The sequence below is a fragment of the Streptomyces sp. NPDC090088 genome (genome assembly GCF_044747345.1).
GTDB lineage: Bacteria > Actinomycetota > Actinomycetes > Streptomycetales > Streptomycetaceae > Streptomyces.
In genome coordinates this window covers 82,557-96,759 of the sequence record NZ_JBIVDZ010000013.1, presented here as the reverse complement: position 1 = coordinate 96,759, position 14,203 = coordinate 82,557, and the positions used below count along the sequence as shown (strand labels likewise).

Annotated in this window: 16 protein-coding genes; 13 read left to right on the top strand and 3 right to left on the bottom strand. The window is 71.2% G+C overall.

Annotation, left to right across the window (positions count from 1 at the left end):
- Positions 1–31 precede the first annotated feature (31 nt).
- From ACIPSJ_RS46820 to ACIPSJ_RS46790, 7 genes are all read left to right on the top strand, one after another.
- Entirely contained in the window at positions 32–889 is an 858-nt protein-coding gene (locus ACIPSJ_RS46820) for a LysR family transcriptional regulator (RefSeq protein WP_401355646.1), read from the top strand.
- 116 nt (positions 890–1,005) lie between these two features.
- Positions 1,006–1,656, top strand: coding sequence for a GntR family transcriptional regulator (locus ACIPSJ_RS46815; protein WP_355723516.1), 651 nt, complete (start codon positions 1,006–1,008; stop codon positions 1,654–1,656).
- A 51-nt stretch (positions 1,657–1,707) separates the two neighbouring features.
- Positions 1,708–2,460: a PIG-L deacetylase family protein gene (locus ACIPSJ_RS46810; protein WP_401355644.1), complete on the top strand. Its 753-nt coding sequence runs from the start codon at positions 1,708–1,710 to the stop codon at positions 2,458–2,460.
- A complete protein-coding gene (locus tag ACIPSJ_RS46805; protein ID WP_401355641.1) occupies positions 2,457–3,152 on the top strand; it encodes a 4-carboxy-4-hydroxy-2-oxoadipate aldolase/oxaloacetate decarboxylase in 696 nt (231 codons plus the stop codon). The genes ACIPSJ_RS46810 and ACIPSJ_RS46805 overlap by 4 nt, the downstream gene beginning before the upstream one ends.
- On the top strand, positions 3,149–4,276 hold the full coding sequence (locus tag ACIPSJ_RS46800; RefSeq protein WP_401355638.1) for a 4-oxalomesaconate tautomerase: 1,128 nt from the start codon (positions 3,149–3,151) through the stop codon (positions 4,274–4,276). Before ACIPSJ_RS46805 ends, ACIPSJ_RS46800 begins: the two co-directional genes overlap by 4 nt.
- Entirely contained in the window at positions 4,257–5,207 is a 951-nt protein-coding gene (locus ACIPSJ_RS46795) for a catechol 2,3-dioxygenase (protein ID WP_359223473.1), read from the top strand. Before ACIPSJ_RS46800 ends, ACIPSJ_RS46795 begins: the two co-directional genes overlap by 20 nt.
- A 246-nt stretch (positions 5,208–5,453) precedes the next feature.
- On the top strand, positions 5,454–6,779 hold the full coding sequence (locus tag ACIPSJ_RS46790) for an MFS transporter (protein WP_401355635.1): 1,326 nt from the start codon (positions 5,454–5,456) through the stop codon (positions 6,777–6,779).
- Between the two features lie 61 nt (positions 6,780–6,840).
- Here ACIPSJ_RS46790 and ACIPSJ_RS46785 read toward each other — a convergent pair whose 3' ends face one another.
- From ACIPSJ_RS46785 to ACIPSJ_RS46775, 3 genes are all read right to left on the bottom strand, one after another.
- Entirely contained in the window at positions 6,841–7,599 is a 759-nt protein-coding gene (locus tag ACIPSJ_RS46785) for a DUF2690 domain-containing protein (RefSeq protein ID WP_401355632.1), read from the bottom strand.
- Positions 7,600–7,793: 194 nt separating this feature from the next.
- A complete protein-coding gene (locus ACIPSJ_RS46780; protein ID WP_355723498.1) occupies positions 7,794–8,219 on the bottom strand; it encodes an SH3 domain-containing protein in 426 nt (141 codons plus the stop codon).
- 128 nt (positions 8,220–8,347) lie between these two features.
- Positions 8,348–8,752 (bottom strand): cupin domain-containing protein, encoded by a 405-nt coding sequence (locus ACIPSJ_RS46775; RefSeq protein WP_355723496.1) that lies wholly within the window; start codon positions 8,750–8,752, stop codon positions 8,348–8,350.
- 219 nt (positions 8,753–8,971) lie between these two features.
- Here ACIPSJ_RS46775 and ACIPSJ_RS46770 point away from each other — a divergent pair, with 219 nt between their 5' ends.
- The 6 genes from ACIPSJ_RS46770 to ACIPSJ_RS46745 all read left to right on the top strand — a co-directional run bounded on the left by ACIPSJ_RS46770 (position 8,972) and on the right by ACIPSJ_RS46745 (position 14,184).
- Positions 8,972–9,523 carry a carboxymuconolactone decarboxylase family protein gene (locus tag ACIPSJ_RS46770; RefSeq protein WP_355723529.1) on the top strand — a complete coding sequence of 184 codons (552 nt, stop codon included), beginning with the start codon at positions 8,972–8,974 and terminating at the stop codon, positions 9,521–9,523.
- A 121-nt stretch (positions 9,524–9,644) separates the two neighbouring features.
- Complete coding sequence (locus tag ACIPSJ_RS46765) at positions 9,645–10,556, top strand: LysR family transcriptional regulator (RefSeq protein ID WP_359223468.1); 912 nt, start codon at positions 9,645–9,647, stop codon at positions 10,554–10,556.
- Between the two features lie 103 nt (positions 10,557–10,659).
- Entirely contained in the window at positions 10,660–11,580 is a 921-nt protein-coding gene (locus tag ACIPSJ_RS46760) for a VOC family protein (RefSeq protein WP_401355629.1), read from the top strand.
- A 20-nt stretch (positions 11,581–11,600) separates the two neighbouring features.
- Entirely contained in the window at positions 11,601–13,049 is a 1,449-nt protein-coding gene (locus ACIPSJ_RS46755; RefSeq protein WP_401355627.1) for an NAD-dependent succinate-semialdehyde dehydrogenase, read from the top strand.
- Positions 13,046–13,816 (top strand): fumarylacetoacetate hydrolase family protein, encoded by a 771-nt coding sequence (locus ACIPSJ_RS46750; RefSeq protein ID WP_401355624.1) that lies wholly within the window; start codon positions 13,046–13,048, stop codon positions 13,814–13,816. Before ACIPSJ_RS46755 ends, ACIPSJ_RS46750 begins: the two co-directional genes overlap by 4 nt.
- Positions 13,813–14,184 carry a VOC family protein gene (locus ACIPSJ_RS46745; protein WP_355723483.1) on the top strand — a complete coding sequence of 124 codons (372 nt, stop codon included), beginning with the start codon at positions 13,813–13,815 and terminating at the stop codon, positions 14,182–14,184. Before ACIPSJ_RS46750 ends, ACIPSJ_RS46745 begins: the two co-directional genes overlap by 4 nt.
- The last annotated feature ends 19 nt before the right edge of the window (positions 14,185–14,203 follow it).

The window sequence follows — 14,203 nt, the reverse complement described above, 5'->3', positions numbered from 1 at the left end:
GCATGTCCTCGCGGATCTATACGCTGTACGTATGGATGAGGTCGAGCTGCGGCAGCTGCGCTGTCTCGTCGCCATCGTCGACGAGGGCACCTTCACCGACGCGGCGATCGCCCTGGGGGTGTCCCAGGCGGCCGTCTCCAGGACCCTGGCGGGGCTGGAACGGGCCCTCGGCGTCCGGCTGTTGCGGCGCACCTCGCGCGAGGTGACGCCGACGGCGACCGGGCTGCGGGTGGTGGAGCGGGCCCGGCGGGTGCTCGCGGACGTCGCCGACCTGGTCCAGGAGGCCGGTTCCGGGCACACCCGGCTGCGGATCGGGTACGCCTGGTCGGCGGTGGGGCGGCACACCGTCGCCTTCCAGCGGAGGTGGCACGCGGCGCACCCCGGGATCGACCTGCATCTGATCCGGGTGAACTCGGCCTTCGCCGGGCTCGGTGACGGGGCCTGCGATCTCGCCGTCGTGCGGCGGCCGCTGGAGGACCGGCGGTTCGACTCGGCCATCGTGGGGCTGGAGCGGCGGCTGTGCGCCCTGGCCGCCGATGATCCGCTGGCCCGGCGCCGTTCCGTACGGCTCGCCGACATCGGCGGGCGGATCCTGCTCGTCGACCGGCGTACCGGCACCACCACCCCCGAGCTGTGGCCGCCCGACGCGCGTCCCGTCGTCGAGGAGATCCGCGACGTCGACGACTGGCTCACCGAGATCGCCGCCGGACGGGGCATCGGCGTGACCGCGGAGTCGACCGCCAACCAGTATCCGCGGCCCGGCATCGTCTACCGGCCGGTGCGGGACGCCGAACCGGTCGCCGTCCGGCTGGCCTGGTGGCGGGACGATCCGCACCCCGCCCAGCAGGCGGTTCTCGAACTGCTCAGCGAGCTGTACCGCACCGGCTGAGAGCGCGTCCGCCGGAACGTGTCCGCGGATTGCGGCGGCAATACGGCAGACAAAATTGTTGACAATCTTGTTTGGCTAGATTTACGTTCGACAGGCACTCACTCAGGGAGGGCGCAATGCCGAAGGAAGCCCGTCCGAGCACCGGAGAGCAGGCCAAGCAGCATGCGTTCACGCAGCTGCGGCAGGCGATCCTGCACGGCGAGATGGCGCCGGCCCAGCGGCTGGTGGAGAACGAACTCGCCGAGGAGTTCGGTGTGACACGGGCCAGTATCCGTGCGGCGCTGATCGATCTGGAGGCCCAGGGACTGGTCGAGCGGATCCGCAACCGCGGCTCGCGGGTGCGGGTGGTGACCGTGGAGGAAGCGGTCGCGATCACGGAGTGCCGCATGGTCCTGGAGGGACTGTGCGCGGCCAAGGCGGCCGTCGCGGCCAGCGACGAGCAGCTCACCGAACTCGCGGACCTCGGAACGGCCATGACCAAGGCCGTCGCCGACGGCGAACCGGTCACCTACTCCGAGCTCAACCAGGAACTCCACGCCAGGATCCGGGTGATCTCCGGCCAGCAGACCGCCGTGGAACTGCTGGAGCGGCTCAACGCCCAACTGGTGCGTCACCGCTTCCAGCTGGCGCTGCGTCCGGGACGTCCGCAGCACTCCCTGAACGAGCACCTGGCGATGATCGAGACGATCAGGGCCAGGGACCCGCAGGCGGCCGAGGCGGCCGTCCGCGCCCACCTCACCAGCGTGATCGACGCTCTGCGCGACTGAGCACGCCCGGGGTGGGTGGGCTCACACCTGTCCACCAAGGAGATTTCTGCAATGACCGACGCCAACGCCCCCGCCACCCCACCACGATCCACTCTGGTCGTCACCGCGCACGCCGGGGACTTCGTGTGGCGGGCGGGCGGAGCCATCGCCCTGGCCGCGTCCCGGGGCGAGAAGGTCACCATCGCGTGTCTGACCTTCGGCGAGCGCGGCGAGTCCGCCAAGGCGTGGCGCGAGGGCAGGAACCTGGAGGAGATCAAGGCGATACGCCGGGAGGAGGCGGAGAAGGCCGCCGCCGCCCTCGGCGCCGAGGTCCGCTTCTTCGACGCGGGCGACTACCCGCTGGTCGCCTCCGCCGAGCTGACCGACCGGCTGGTCGCCGTCTACCGCGAGACCCAGCCGGACGTCGTGCTCACCCACCCCGTCGACGACCCCTACAACGGCGACCACCCGGCCGCCAACCGGATGGCCCTGGAGGCGCGCATCCTCGCCCAGGCCATCGGCTACCCGGGCGAGGGCGACATCATCGGCGCCCCGCCGGTCTTCTACTTCGAGCCGCACCAGCCCGAGATGAGCGGCTTCCGGCCCGAGGTCCTCCTCGACATCACCGAGGTTTGGGACACCAAGCGCAAGGCGATGGAGTGCCTCGGCGCCCAGCAGCACCTGTGGGCCTACTACACCGACCTCGCCGTCCGCCGGGGCGTCCAGCTCAAGCGGAACGCCGGCCCCAACCTGGGCCTCGCGCACCAGACCATGGCCGAGGCGTTCATGCGCCCCTTCCCGCAGATCGCGCAGGAGCTGGCATGAGCGGCGTGATCGTCACCAACCCGCCGAAGGCGGAGCTGAAGGACGTCGACGCGCTGGCCGGCTTCGGCGTGGCCACCGTCAGCGAGGCGATGGGGCGGACCGGGCTGCTCGGCCCGGAGATCCGGCCCGTCCAGCAGGGCGTGCGGGTCGCCGGCACGGCCGTCACCGTGCTCAGCTGGCCCGGCGACAACCTCATGATCCACGCCGCCGTCGAGCAGTGCGGCGAGGGTGACATCCTGGTCGTCACCACCACCTCGCCCTGCACGGACGGGCTGTTCGGCGAACTGTTCGCGACCGCCCTGAAACAGCGCGGGGTGCGCGGGGTCGTCCTGAACACCGGCATCCGCGACACCGAGGAACTGCGGCAGATGGGCTTCGCGGCCTGGTCCCGGGCGGTCTCCTCGCAGGGCACCGTCAAGGCCACCGGCGGCTCGGTCAACGTGCCGATCGCCATCGACGGCCAGGTGATCAACGCCGGTGACGTGATCCTCGCGGACGACGACGGTGTCGTGGTCGTACCGCGCGAGCGGGTCCGGGAGACGGTCGAGAAGTCCGAGGCCCGCGAGGCGAAGGAGGCCGCGACCCGCGCCGCCTTCATCGACGGCCAGCTCGGCCTCGACCGCTACGGACTGCGGGAGACCCTTCAGCGGCTCGGCGTCGAGTACCGGACGTACGAGGAGTACAGCAAATGACCGGGCCCGCGGAGGTGCGCTGCATGCTGATGCGCGGCGGCACCTCCAAGGGCGCGTACTTCCTGGCCGAGGACCTGCCCGCCGACCCCGCCGTCCGGGACGACCTGCTGCTGCGGGTGATGGGCAGCCCCGACCCGCGCCAGATCGACGGCCTGGGCGGGGCACACCCGCTCACCAGCAAGGTGGCGGTCGTCTCGGTGTCGGACGACCCGGAGGCGGACGTCGACTACCTCTTCCTCCAGGTCGCCGTCGAACGGCCGGAAGTGACCGACCGTCAGAACTGCGGGAACATCCTCGCCGGGGTCGGCCCGTTCGCCGTGGAGCGGGGGCTCGTGGCCCCCGGGGACGGCGAGACCTCCGTACGGATCCGGATGCTCAACACGGGGGAGTCGGCCGTCGCCACCTTCCCGACCCCGGGCGGGCGGGTCGACTACACCGGGGACGCCGAGATCTCCGGCGTGCCCGGCACCGCCGCCCCGGTGGTGATCGAGTTCCCGGCGGGGGAGAGCCCGCTGCTGCCCACCGGGAACGTTCGCGACACCGTCGCCGGTACGGCCGTGACCTGCGTCGACAACGGCATGCCGACCGTGCTCGTCGCGGCGGGCGATCTCGGCGTCACCGGGTACGAGGAGCCCAAGGACCTGGAGGAGGATCTGGCGCTCGCCGACCGGCTGCGCGAGATCCGGCTCGTGGCGGGGAAGCTGATGGGCCTCGGTGACGTCGAGACCGCCACCGTGCCCAAGCTCAGCCTGCTCGCCGCGCCCCGGGACGGCGGCGCGGTCACCACCCGGACCTTCATCCCCGTCCGCTGCCACACCTCGATCGGCGTCCTCGGCGCCGCGAGCGTGGCCGCCGGGCTGCGGCTGCCCGGTGGTGTGGGGGAGGGGATAGCCCGGCTCCCGGAGCACGGCGACCGCATCCGCATCGAACACCCCACCGGATTCCTGGAGATCGACACCAGCGTCGACCCGGGCTCCGACGGCACCCCGCCGGCCGCCCGCCGTACCGCGGTCGTCCGCACCGCCCGCAAGATCTTCGACGGCACCGTCTTCCCGCGGTCCGTCCCCGCCACCCCCACACCCGCACGACCCCAAGGAGGCAACGATGGCTCCGCCCCTCGGTGACATCGCCCATATCGGCCACGCCCAGCTCTTCACCCCGGACCTGGACGCCAGCGTCGCCTTCTTCACCGACTACCTCGGACTGACCGTCAACGGCCAGGACGGCGACACCGTCTACCTGCGCACCTTCGACGACTACGAGCACCACAGCCTGGTCCTCACCGCCCGCGACCGGCCCGGCCTCGGCCGGCTCGCGCTGCGCACCTCCAGCGAGGAGGCCCTCCACCGCCGTATCAAGGCGATCGAGGAGGCGGGCGGCACCGGCCACTGGACCGAGGACGAACCGGGACTCGGCAAGCTCTACGTCACCACCGACCCGGACGGTCACGAGCACGCCCTGTACTGGGAGAGCGAGTACTACCAGGCTCCCGACGAGCTGAGGCCCGCGCTGAAGAACCAGCCGCAGGCCAAGCCCAACCGGGGCGTGGGGGTGCGGCGCCTGGACCACGTCAACTTCCTGGCCGCCGACGTGCTCGCCAACGCCGAGTTCCAGGAACAGGTGCTGGGCGCCAGGCCGACCGAGCAGATCCGGCTCGACACGGGAAGGATCGCCGCCCGCTGGCTGACCTTCACGAACAAGTCGTACGACGTCGTCTACACCTCCGACTGGACCGGCTCGGCCGGACGCCTGCACCACATCGCGTTCGCCACCGACACCCGCGAGGACGTGCTGCGCGCGGCCGATCTCGCCATCGACAGCGGGGTGTTCATCGAGACCGGCCCGCACAAGCACGCCATCCAGCAGACGTTCTTCCTGTACGTCTACGAGCCCGGCGGCAACCGCATCGAGCTCTGCAACCCGCTCACCCGGCTGGTGCTGGCCCCCGACTGGCCGCTGATCACCTGGACCGAGGCCGAGCGCGCCAAGGGGCAGGCCTGGGGTCTGAAGACGATCGAGTCCTTCCACACCCACGGGACACCGCCGGTCGGTTGATCCGTCTCCGGTCGGCAGGGGGGTGTACGACGTGCTGCTGTGCGCGCGTCGGGCACCCCCCTTTTCACCCCGTCTTTCTCTCCGCCTTCCCCCTGCCTTTCGCTCCACTGAGATTGTTAACAAAAACGTTGACACATCAGATCCGGGTCCTTAACGTCTAGCGCACCACGGGTCAGCCGCACGAGCCGCGCGGCCCGCTCACAGATCCCCTCCAGGGAACGCCTCCTGGACGAGAGGAAAACAAAGATGTCCTCCTCCCCCGCCCTGTCCGCTCGCGGCGGCAAACTGGCTCTGCTGGTCGTCGGCCTGTGCTGGCTGGCCGTCCTCTTCGACGGCCTCGACATGTTCATCTACGGCTCGGTGCTGCCCCACCTGCTGGAGACCAAGACCTTCGGCCTCACCCCGGACCAGGCCGGCGACCTCGGCTCCTACGCCACCTTCGGCATGCTGGTGGGCGCCCTGACCGCGGGCACGGTCGCGGACCGGATCGGCCGCAAGCAGCTGATGGTCGGCTGCGTCACGCTGTTCTCGCTCGCCTCCGGGATCTGCGCGATCTCCGGCAGCGTCGCCGTCTTCGGCCTCGGCCGCACCCTGGCCGGCGTCGGCCTCGGCGGGCTGCTGCCGACCGCGATCAGCATGGTCTCCGACTACGCCAAGGGCGGCCGGGTGGCGATCACCATCGGCCTGCTGATGACCGCGCACCACGCGGGCGGCATCCTCTCCGCCTACGTGGCCAAGTGGCTGATCGACCCGCTGGGCTGGCGCTCCGCGTTCTGGGTGTGCGTGCTCCCGCTGCTCTTCGTCCCCGTCCTGCTGAAGTTCCTGCCGGAGTCGCTGAGCTTCCTGGTCGCCAAGGGCCGTACCGAGGAGGCCGGCGCCCTGGCCGAGCGCTACGAGGTCGAACTGCCCGCCGTCGCCGCGAAGAAGACCGCCGCCGACCGCTGGGACGCGCTGCGGAACCTGTTCCGCGGCGGCGAGTGGATCCAGACCCTGCTCTACTGGCTGGCCTCCTTCGGCGGTCTGCTCCTCGTCTATGGTGTCGCCACCTGGCTGCCCACCCTGATGCGCACCGAGGGCTACGAGCTGGCCAACGCCCTGACCTTCGTCGTCGTCTTCAACCTCGGCGGCATCGTGGGCATGCTGGTCGCCGGCCGTGCCGCCGACCGGTTCGGCGCCCCGCGCATCTCGGCCGTCTGGTTCGCCCTCACCGCCGTCGGCGTCTACCTGCTCAGCGTCCACCTGCCGATGGGTGTGACCACGCTGGTCGTCTTCCTCACCGGCGTCTTCCTCAACAGCGCCCAGACGATGATCTACGCGACCGTCTCCATCCGCTCCAGCCCCGACAACCGCGCCACCGCCGTCGGCTGGACCTCGGGCATGGGCCGCTTCGGCGCCGTCTTCGGCCCCTGGCTCGGCGGCCAGCTGCTCGCGGCGGGCAATGGCGACTGGGGCTTCACCGCCTTCTCGCTCGCCGGTGTCTCCTCGATGGTCTTCATCGGCATCGCCGCCCTGCGCTCGGCCAAGCAGCCGCCGGCCGGCGCCGACCGGGAGGAACTGGTCGCCGCCCACTGACCGGTGCCCCCGACCGGTCCGGCGCCGCGCCCCTTCCACGGGCGCGGCGCCTTCATGCCGTCTACTCGTCGTCCGGCTGCCCCTCCAGGCCGGTGCACGCCAGCTGCCCCCCGACCTCCGCGCACGCCTCCACGCCCCGGGGGGTCGGCACCGCGAGCATCGGGCTGGTGTAGCCGACGGAGTCCTCGGCCGGATAGCTCGCCGAGAGCACGTCCTGCCCGGCCCGGACCGAGACCTCCCGGGCGTGCGCCGAGCGCAGCCGCACCTCGGACCAGGCGGCACCGCAGGTGGGGGACCAGCGCAGCCGGACGTCGTAGGCGGTGCCGGTGACGGTGGTCTTGGTCTGCGCGTCCCGGGCGCACGCCGACGCGTCGGGCAGCTCGCCCTGGCAGGACCGGCCGTGGCAGCGCGGCGCCGCCGACACCGGCTGCGCGCCCGGGGTGCCGCGCCGGTCCGAGACGGTGACGGCCGCCGCCGTCACCCCGGCCACGGTGAACAGCGCGAGCGCGGTCAGCGGCAGCCGCCACCGCCGTCCCGCCGGCCGCCGCCGCTCGGCCGGCTCGGTGAGCGGGGGTTCCTCGGCGGCGTCGTACAGGGCCAGGACGGCGGCCGGGTCGGCGCCCGCGAGCCGGGCCAGCGCCTCCACGGCCGGGCGCGGCGGCCGCTTGGCGCCGGAGAGATAACGGTGCCAGGCGGACTTGCTGTACGGGGTGCGGGCGGCCAGTGCCGCCAGGCTGAGCCCCGTGCGCTCCTTGAGTTCGCGCAGTCTCGCCGCCGGTTCGTCCTCCGGCGGGGTGGTCGCTCCTTCGGGGTGCCGCATGTCGCGTGCCTCGACTTCATAACGCTATGGGCGTTTCGCCCCTGTTGTCGGGATGGCTTCCCAGAAGGACCGGGCCCGCAATCGGCGGACGGGTGTGAAGACGGTGAATCAGGGGGTCATGTCGAAGGCCTGTTCGGGAACGCGGGGTTCCCGAACAGGCCGGTGCGATCAGGGAGTACGAGGGGACGGAACCGTCAGCACCACGGGACGGCGTGGCCGACCCGGACGTAGCGGCCGGAGACGTACCCCTTGCGGTGCGGGAGCCGGTACCAGGTGTGCGTGCCGCGCACCGAACCGCCGTACGTCTTGCAGGTCACCGGGACGAGCCGGCCGTTGTGACGGTGGCCGACCACGCGGTAGCGGGTGCTCGGGCCGGAGCGGACGTTGAGCCGGACGTGGTGCCTCGTGGTCACCCGGCCCACGCTCCGGTACGTGTGGTGCCGGTGGTGCAGGCGGTGGACCGCCGGCGCCGGGAGGGTGGTGTAGTTGTAGTACTGCACGATTCCCTGCGGCGCGGGGATCGGAGTGGCGGCGCTCGCGGTGGCGGCCCCGGCCGTGGGCAGGAACGCGAACACCGCGACCGTGGCCAGCAGCCCGCTCTTCAGGATCCGTCGGGACATGGAAACCTCCGTGCTGTCGTGCTCGTGACCACGAAGCGTGATCACGATTCGGAGGATTGCCGTGGCCGCACGGCACCATGTCGTCCCCGCGTGCCGTGGGACGCGCGGGACGTCCCCGGGGACGGGGCTCAGCCCATCTGGTCCTCGGTGGAGAGGTGCTCGACCGTCTTCCCCGTCTCCGTGAAGGTCCGGGTGACGTACCCCGAGGAGTACACCCACAGGATCCGCAGCGGAGTGTCACCGACGTTGCGGAACAGGTGCGGGACGGGGGACGGGACGTACGTGGTGTCGAACCGCTCCAGGCGGGTCACCTCGCCGTCCACCCACACCTCCGCCTCACCCTCCAGGACGGTCACGTGCTCGTCGCAGTTGTGCGAGTGCAACGGCGCGCCGGAGCCCACCGGATAGACGCTCATCCCGCTGGTGATCAGGTTCTCCCCGCCCGCCGACGGTGTGGTGATCAGCGGTGTCGACAGGACCGCGCCGCCCCGGTCGAGCAGGGGCACGGACGCGGCCTTGATGATCGTGGTCATCGGGGATTCCTCTCCACGGCTTTCCACTGCGAGGTGGTACGCCGACCGAGGCTAGGTCGTGATCGCGCCCGTGGGTGCCCCCTGGCGTGCAGTTTTACCTTGCGCTCCGAGGTGGGTGCGGCGGCCGGAACCGACGGTACCGTCACCGGCATCCCAGGCCGCCGGAGAGAAAAGGCAGGTACCGGCCCCATGAGGCTCCCCGTTCTCAGCGAAGACGCGATGGACCCGCGGCAGCAGGAGCTCGCCGCCCGGATCGCCGGGCGCCGCGGCGCGGTCCGCGGCCCGTTCCGGGTCTGGCTGCACAGCCCGGAGATGTGCGAACGGGCGGAGTCCCTCGGCGCCTTCGCCCGGTTCGACTGCAGCCTCCCCAAGCACCTGCGCGAACTGACCCTCCTGATGGCGGCCCGCAACTGGGACGCCCAGTACTCCTGGAACGCCCACGTCCACCAGGCGATCGAGGCCGGCATCCCCGAGGCCGCCGTCCAGGCCATCGCCGAGAAGCGTGAGGCGGTCTTCGACGACGAGGCCGACCAGGCCTTCTACCGGTTCTGCCGGGAGATCCTGGAGGACCACTTCGTCACCGACGCGACCTTCGCCCGCGCCCTGGAGCACTTCGGCCCCAAGGGGCTGGTCGACACCATCGGCGCGCTCGGCAACTTCACCATGCTCGGCATGTGCCTCAACACCTTCCAGGTGGACCTCCAGGCCGACCGGGAGCCGCCGTTCCCGGACATCCGCGGCTACGGCCGTATCACCCCGGACGGGGCCTGATCCCCGGCCTGACCATGAGAAACGCGGCTGATCTTTTAAGCGAAGAGACGTTGACAAGATTGCCGACATTCGATTTGTGTGGGTGACCGGCGCGAGCCGCACGCGCGCCTTCGGAGGAAAAATGGACCGCTTGCTCCTCATGCACAGCTTCGTCACCGTCGCCCAGGTCGGCAGTTTCAGCGGAGCCGCCAAGAAACTCGGCTCGTCCGGCTCCCTGGTCTCGCGCCACGTGGCGGAACTGGAGCGGCAGATCGGCGTCCGCCTGGTCAACCGCACCGCCCGCTCCGTGAGCCTGACCGAGCCCGGCCGACGCTACGCGGAGTTCGCCGCGCGCATCCTCGACGAGATCGAGGCCGAGGACGCCGGCATCGCCCAGCTCCACGACCGGCCCGAGGGCACCCTCAGTGTCATCTGCCCGAAGTGGATAGGCAGCCTCGACCTCGGCGACGCGATCGCGGCCTTCTCGGCGGCGCACCCCAGAATCCAGGTCCGGTTCGAACTCGGCGGCATGTCCGACCGCACCTACGATTTCCTGGACAGCGGATTCGACGTCGCGTTCCACACCCGCGATCTGCGCGACTCCAGCGTCCGGCTGAAGAAGATCGCCTCGCTGCCGTTCGTGCTGTGCGCCGCCGAGGAGTACATCGAGCGGTGCGGCGCGCTCGCCCACCCGAACGACCTCGCGGCCCACGACTGCCTGGTGCACGTCAACGACCCGGTGTGGCGGATCGGCCACGGGCACGCCAGCACCCTGCACAAGATCCGCAACATCGCCTTCTCGTCCAACTCCTACATCGCCCTGCAGAAGGCGGCGGTGCACGGCCGCGGCATCGCCCTGCTGCCCCAGCGCCCGGTCTACGACGACCTCGTCTCCGGCGCCCTGCGGGTGCTGCTGCCCGATCTCGCCGTACCGGACCGCCCGCTCTACGCGATCTACGGTCCCGGGCAGGACACCCCGCGCAAGGTCAGCGTGTTCCTGGACTTCCTCGCCGACTGGTTCGCGCAGAACCCGATTCCCGCGATCCGCGCATAGCCGGGGCCGCAAGAAACGCTTGCGCATTCCGTAGAGCTCAGGGCATTGAGGCCCTCGCGCGCCGAAATCTACGCTCGCGGGGCGACCCGGAAACGAGGAATCCATGGGAATCCAGAGAATCGAATCGGTCACCTACGGCATCGACGACCTTGCCGTATGCGCCCGGTTCTTCGACGACTTCGGGCTGTACCAGCTGGAACTGACCGACGAGCACGCGGTGTTCGAGACCCGCACCGGCCAGACCCTCCACCTCGACACCCTGCCGGGCCCGCCGCTGCCGGCCCCCGTCGAGGACGGGCCCACGCTGCGCGAGGTCGTCTGGGGCGTCGACACGCCCGAGGAACTGGACCGGCTGGTCACCTCGGCCGGCCGGGACCGCGAGATCCGCGAGAGCGCCGACGGCGTCCACCACACCGTCGACGAGACCGGCTTCGGCGTCGGCCTGACCCTGGCCCGCCCCAGGCCCGCGCCGGTCGAGCCCCGCCCGGCCAACGCGCTCGGCCACGTCAACCGCTGGAACACCGCCCTGGAGCCGATCACCCGGGTCCGCCCGCTGCGCATGTGCCATGTCGCCCTGAACATCCCCAAGGAGGGGCGCGAGGCGGCCGTCGGCTTCTACGTCGACCGGCTCGGCTTCCGCCCGACCGACGTGGTCGAGCCCATGGGCGTCTTCATGCAGGCGCCCGGCGACGACGACCAGCACACCATGCTGCTCTGCCACCGCCCCGACAGGGCCGGGATCAACCACATCGCCTACGAGGTCCCCGGCTTCGACGACGTCATCGAGGGCGGCAACTACATGATCGAGCACGGCTGGCGGGAGGCCCGCAGGCTCGGCCGGCACACCATCGGCTCCAACGTCTTCCGCTTCCTGCACGCCCCGTGCGGCGGCCGCGTCGAGTACGCCGCCGACATGGACCGGGCCGACGCGACCTACGGCACCCGGGTCCACGAGACGACCCCGCCGCACCACATCTGGGCCCTGCGCACCAACCGCGACCAGGAAGCCCCCACCGCCTCCTGAATCTGAGAGGGCACCCCTTCATGACCACCGACCACGGCTATCCCGCCGTCCGCATGTACATAGCGGGCGAGTGGTGCCAGGGCGGCTCCGGACGGACCGCCCCCGTCGTCAACCCCGCCACGGAGGAGACGATCGGCGAGGTCCCCCTCGCCACCCCGGCCGACCTCGACCGCGCCCTCGAAGCCGCCGCCGAGGGCTTCCGGGTGTGGCGGGCGACCCCGATCGCCCGGCGCTCCGCGATCCTCGACCGCGCCGCCGACCTCATCGCCGAACGCGCCGCCGGGATCGGCCGGGTGATGACCCTGGAACAGGGCAAGACCCTCGCCGAGTCCACCGGCGAGGCCGGGCGCACCGCCGACACCCTGCGCTGGCACGCCGAGGACGCCCGCCGCGCGTACGGCCGGATCGTCCCGTCCGCACCCGGCACGGTCCTCACCGTCCGCCGCGAACCCATCGGCCCGGTCGCCGCCTTCGTGCCCTGGAACTTCCCGGTCGGCGGCCCCAACCGCAAGATCTCCTCGGCCCTGTCGGCGGGCTGCTCGCTGATCATCAAGGCCTCCGAGGAGACCCCGGCGACGGCCGCCGCCCTGGTGGAGTGCTACGCGGACGCGGGACTGCCCGCGGGCGTGCTCAACCTGGTCTTCGGCGAACCCGCCGAGGTCTCGGCCCACCTCATCGCCTCCCCGGTCACCCGCATGATCGCCTTCACCGGCTCGGTGCCCGTCGGCAAGCTCCTCGCCGCCGAGGCGGGCAAGGTCATGAAGCCGTCCCTGATGGAGCTGGGCGGCCACGCCCCCGTCATCGTGTGCGCCGACGCCGACCCCGCACAGGCCGCCCGGCGCGCCGCCCAGGCCAAGTTCTTCAACGCCGGCCAGGTCTGCACCTCGCCCAGCCGCTTCCTCGTCCACGAGTCCCTGGCCGACGACTTCACCGCCGAGTTCGTGAAGGCCGCCGAGGCGGTCGTCACCGGCGACGGACTGACCCGGGGCACCACCATGGGACCGCTCGCCAACGAGCGCCGGCTGCGGTCGATCGAGCGGCTCACCGCGGACGCGGTCAGCAAGGGCGCCACGGTCCGCACCGGCGGCGAACGGCTCGACCGCCCCGGCTACTTCTTCGCGCCGACCGTCCTCACCAACGTACCGGCCGACGCGGACCTGATGTCCGAGGAGCCGTTCGGACCGCTGGCGCCCATCGTGCCCTTCCGCGACCTCGACGAGGCCCTGGCCACCGCCAACTCACTGCCGTACGGGCTGGCCGCCTACGGCTTCACCGAGTCGGCCGCCACCGCCGAGAAGCTCTCCGACGGCCTGGAGGCCGGCATCCTCTCCCTCAACCACTGCGGCGGTTCGGTGCACGAAGCCCCGTCGGGCGGGGTGAAGGACAGCGGGTACGGCCGGGAGGGCGGGCCGGAGGCGCTGGACGCCTACCTGGTCACCAAGCGCGTCTCCCACCTGCTGACGCCATGAGGTTCGCACGGGTGGCCATCGACGGCCGGCCGGTCTGGGGGCGGGTGGGGGAGAAGGACGTCGACCTCCTCTCCGGCTCGCCGCTGGAGGGCGGCTTCGACGTCCTCGGCACGGTCCCCGTGACCGACGCCGTCTGGCTGCCGCCCGTCGTACCCGGCGTCTTCTACGCCGTCGGCTACAACTACCCCCGGCACATCGAGCACGCCGGCGCCCCGACCCCCGAGCGCCCCGAGGTCGGCTACCGGGCCAACAACGCCCTCACCGGGCACGGTTCACCGATCGTCCGGCCCGCCGAGGTGACCGGACGTTTCGAGGCCGAGCCCGAACTCGTCGCGGTCATCGGCCGCACGCTCCGGCACGCCGACCACGAGCAGGCACGCGAGGCGGTGTTCGGCTGGACCATCGGCAACGACGTCAGCGCCCGCACCTGGCAGCACCAGGACCGCACCTTCTGGCGCAGCAAGAACAGCGACACCTTCAAGCCGATGGGCCCCTGGATCGAGACCGACGTGGACGCGCTCGCGCAGACCACCACTCTGCGCGTCAACGGCGAGGTCCGCGCCGTGTTCCCGACCGGGGACATGGTCTTCGACCCGTTCGACCACATCGTCGAGATCACCAAGCACATCACCCTGCACCCCGGTGACGTGCTCTGGATGGGCGCCGAATCCACCTGCCAGCTCGAACCCGGCGACACCGTCGAGGTCGAGATCAGCGGCATCGGCGTGCTGTCCAACCCCGTACACCTGGAAGGGAACCACTCATGAGCGCGGAACCCCGCTACATCCACCACGTCAACTTCCCCACCACCGACCCCGATCGCACCGCGGCCTGGTACACCAAGGTCTTCGGGATGAAGCGGATCCAGCCCAAGTCCAACACCCGCGTGGTGCTGATGACCCGGGGCAACTTCGACCTGCACTTCACCCCCGTCGAGGAGATGGAGCGCATGGCGCCCTACCACTTCGCCGTCGAGGTCGACGACTGGGACGACTTCCTCGCCCACCTCACGGAGCTGGGCATCCGGCACACCCGGCCGATCGAACGCCCCGAGAACCAGTCCAAGTTCTGCTACATCCACGACCCCGACCACACCATGATCGAGCTCGTCCACCACGGCCGCCGCCCCAACTAAGCGCATCAGTACGGGAGTT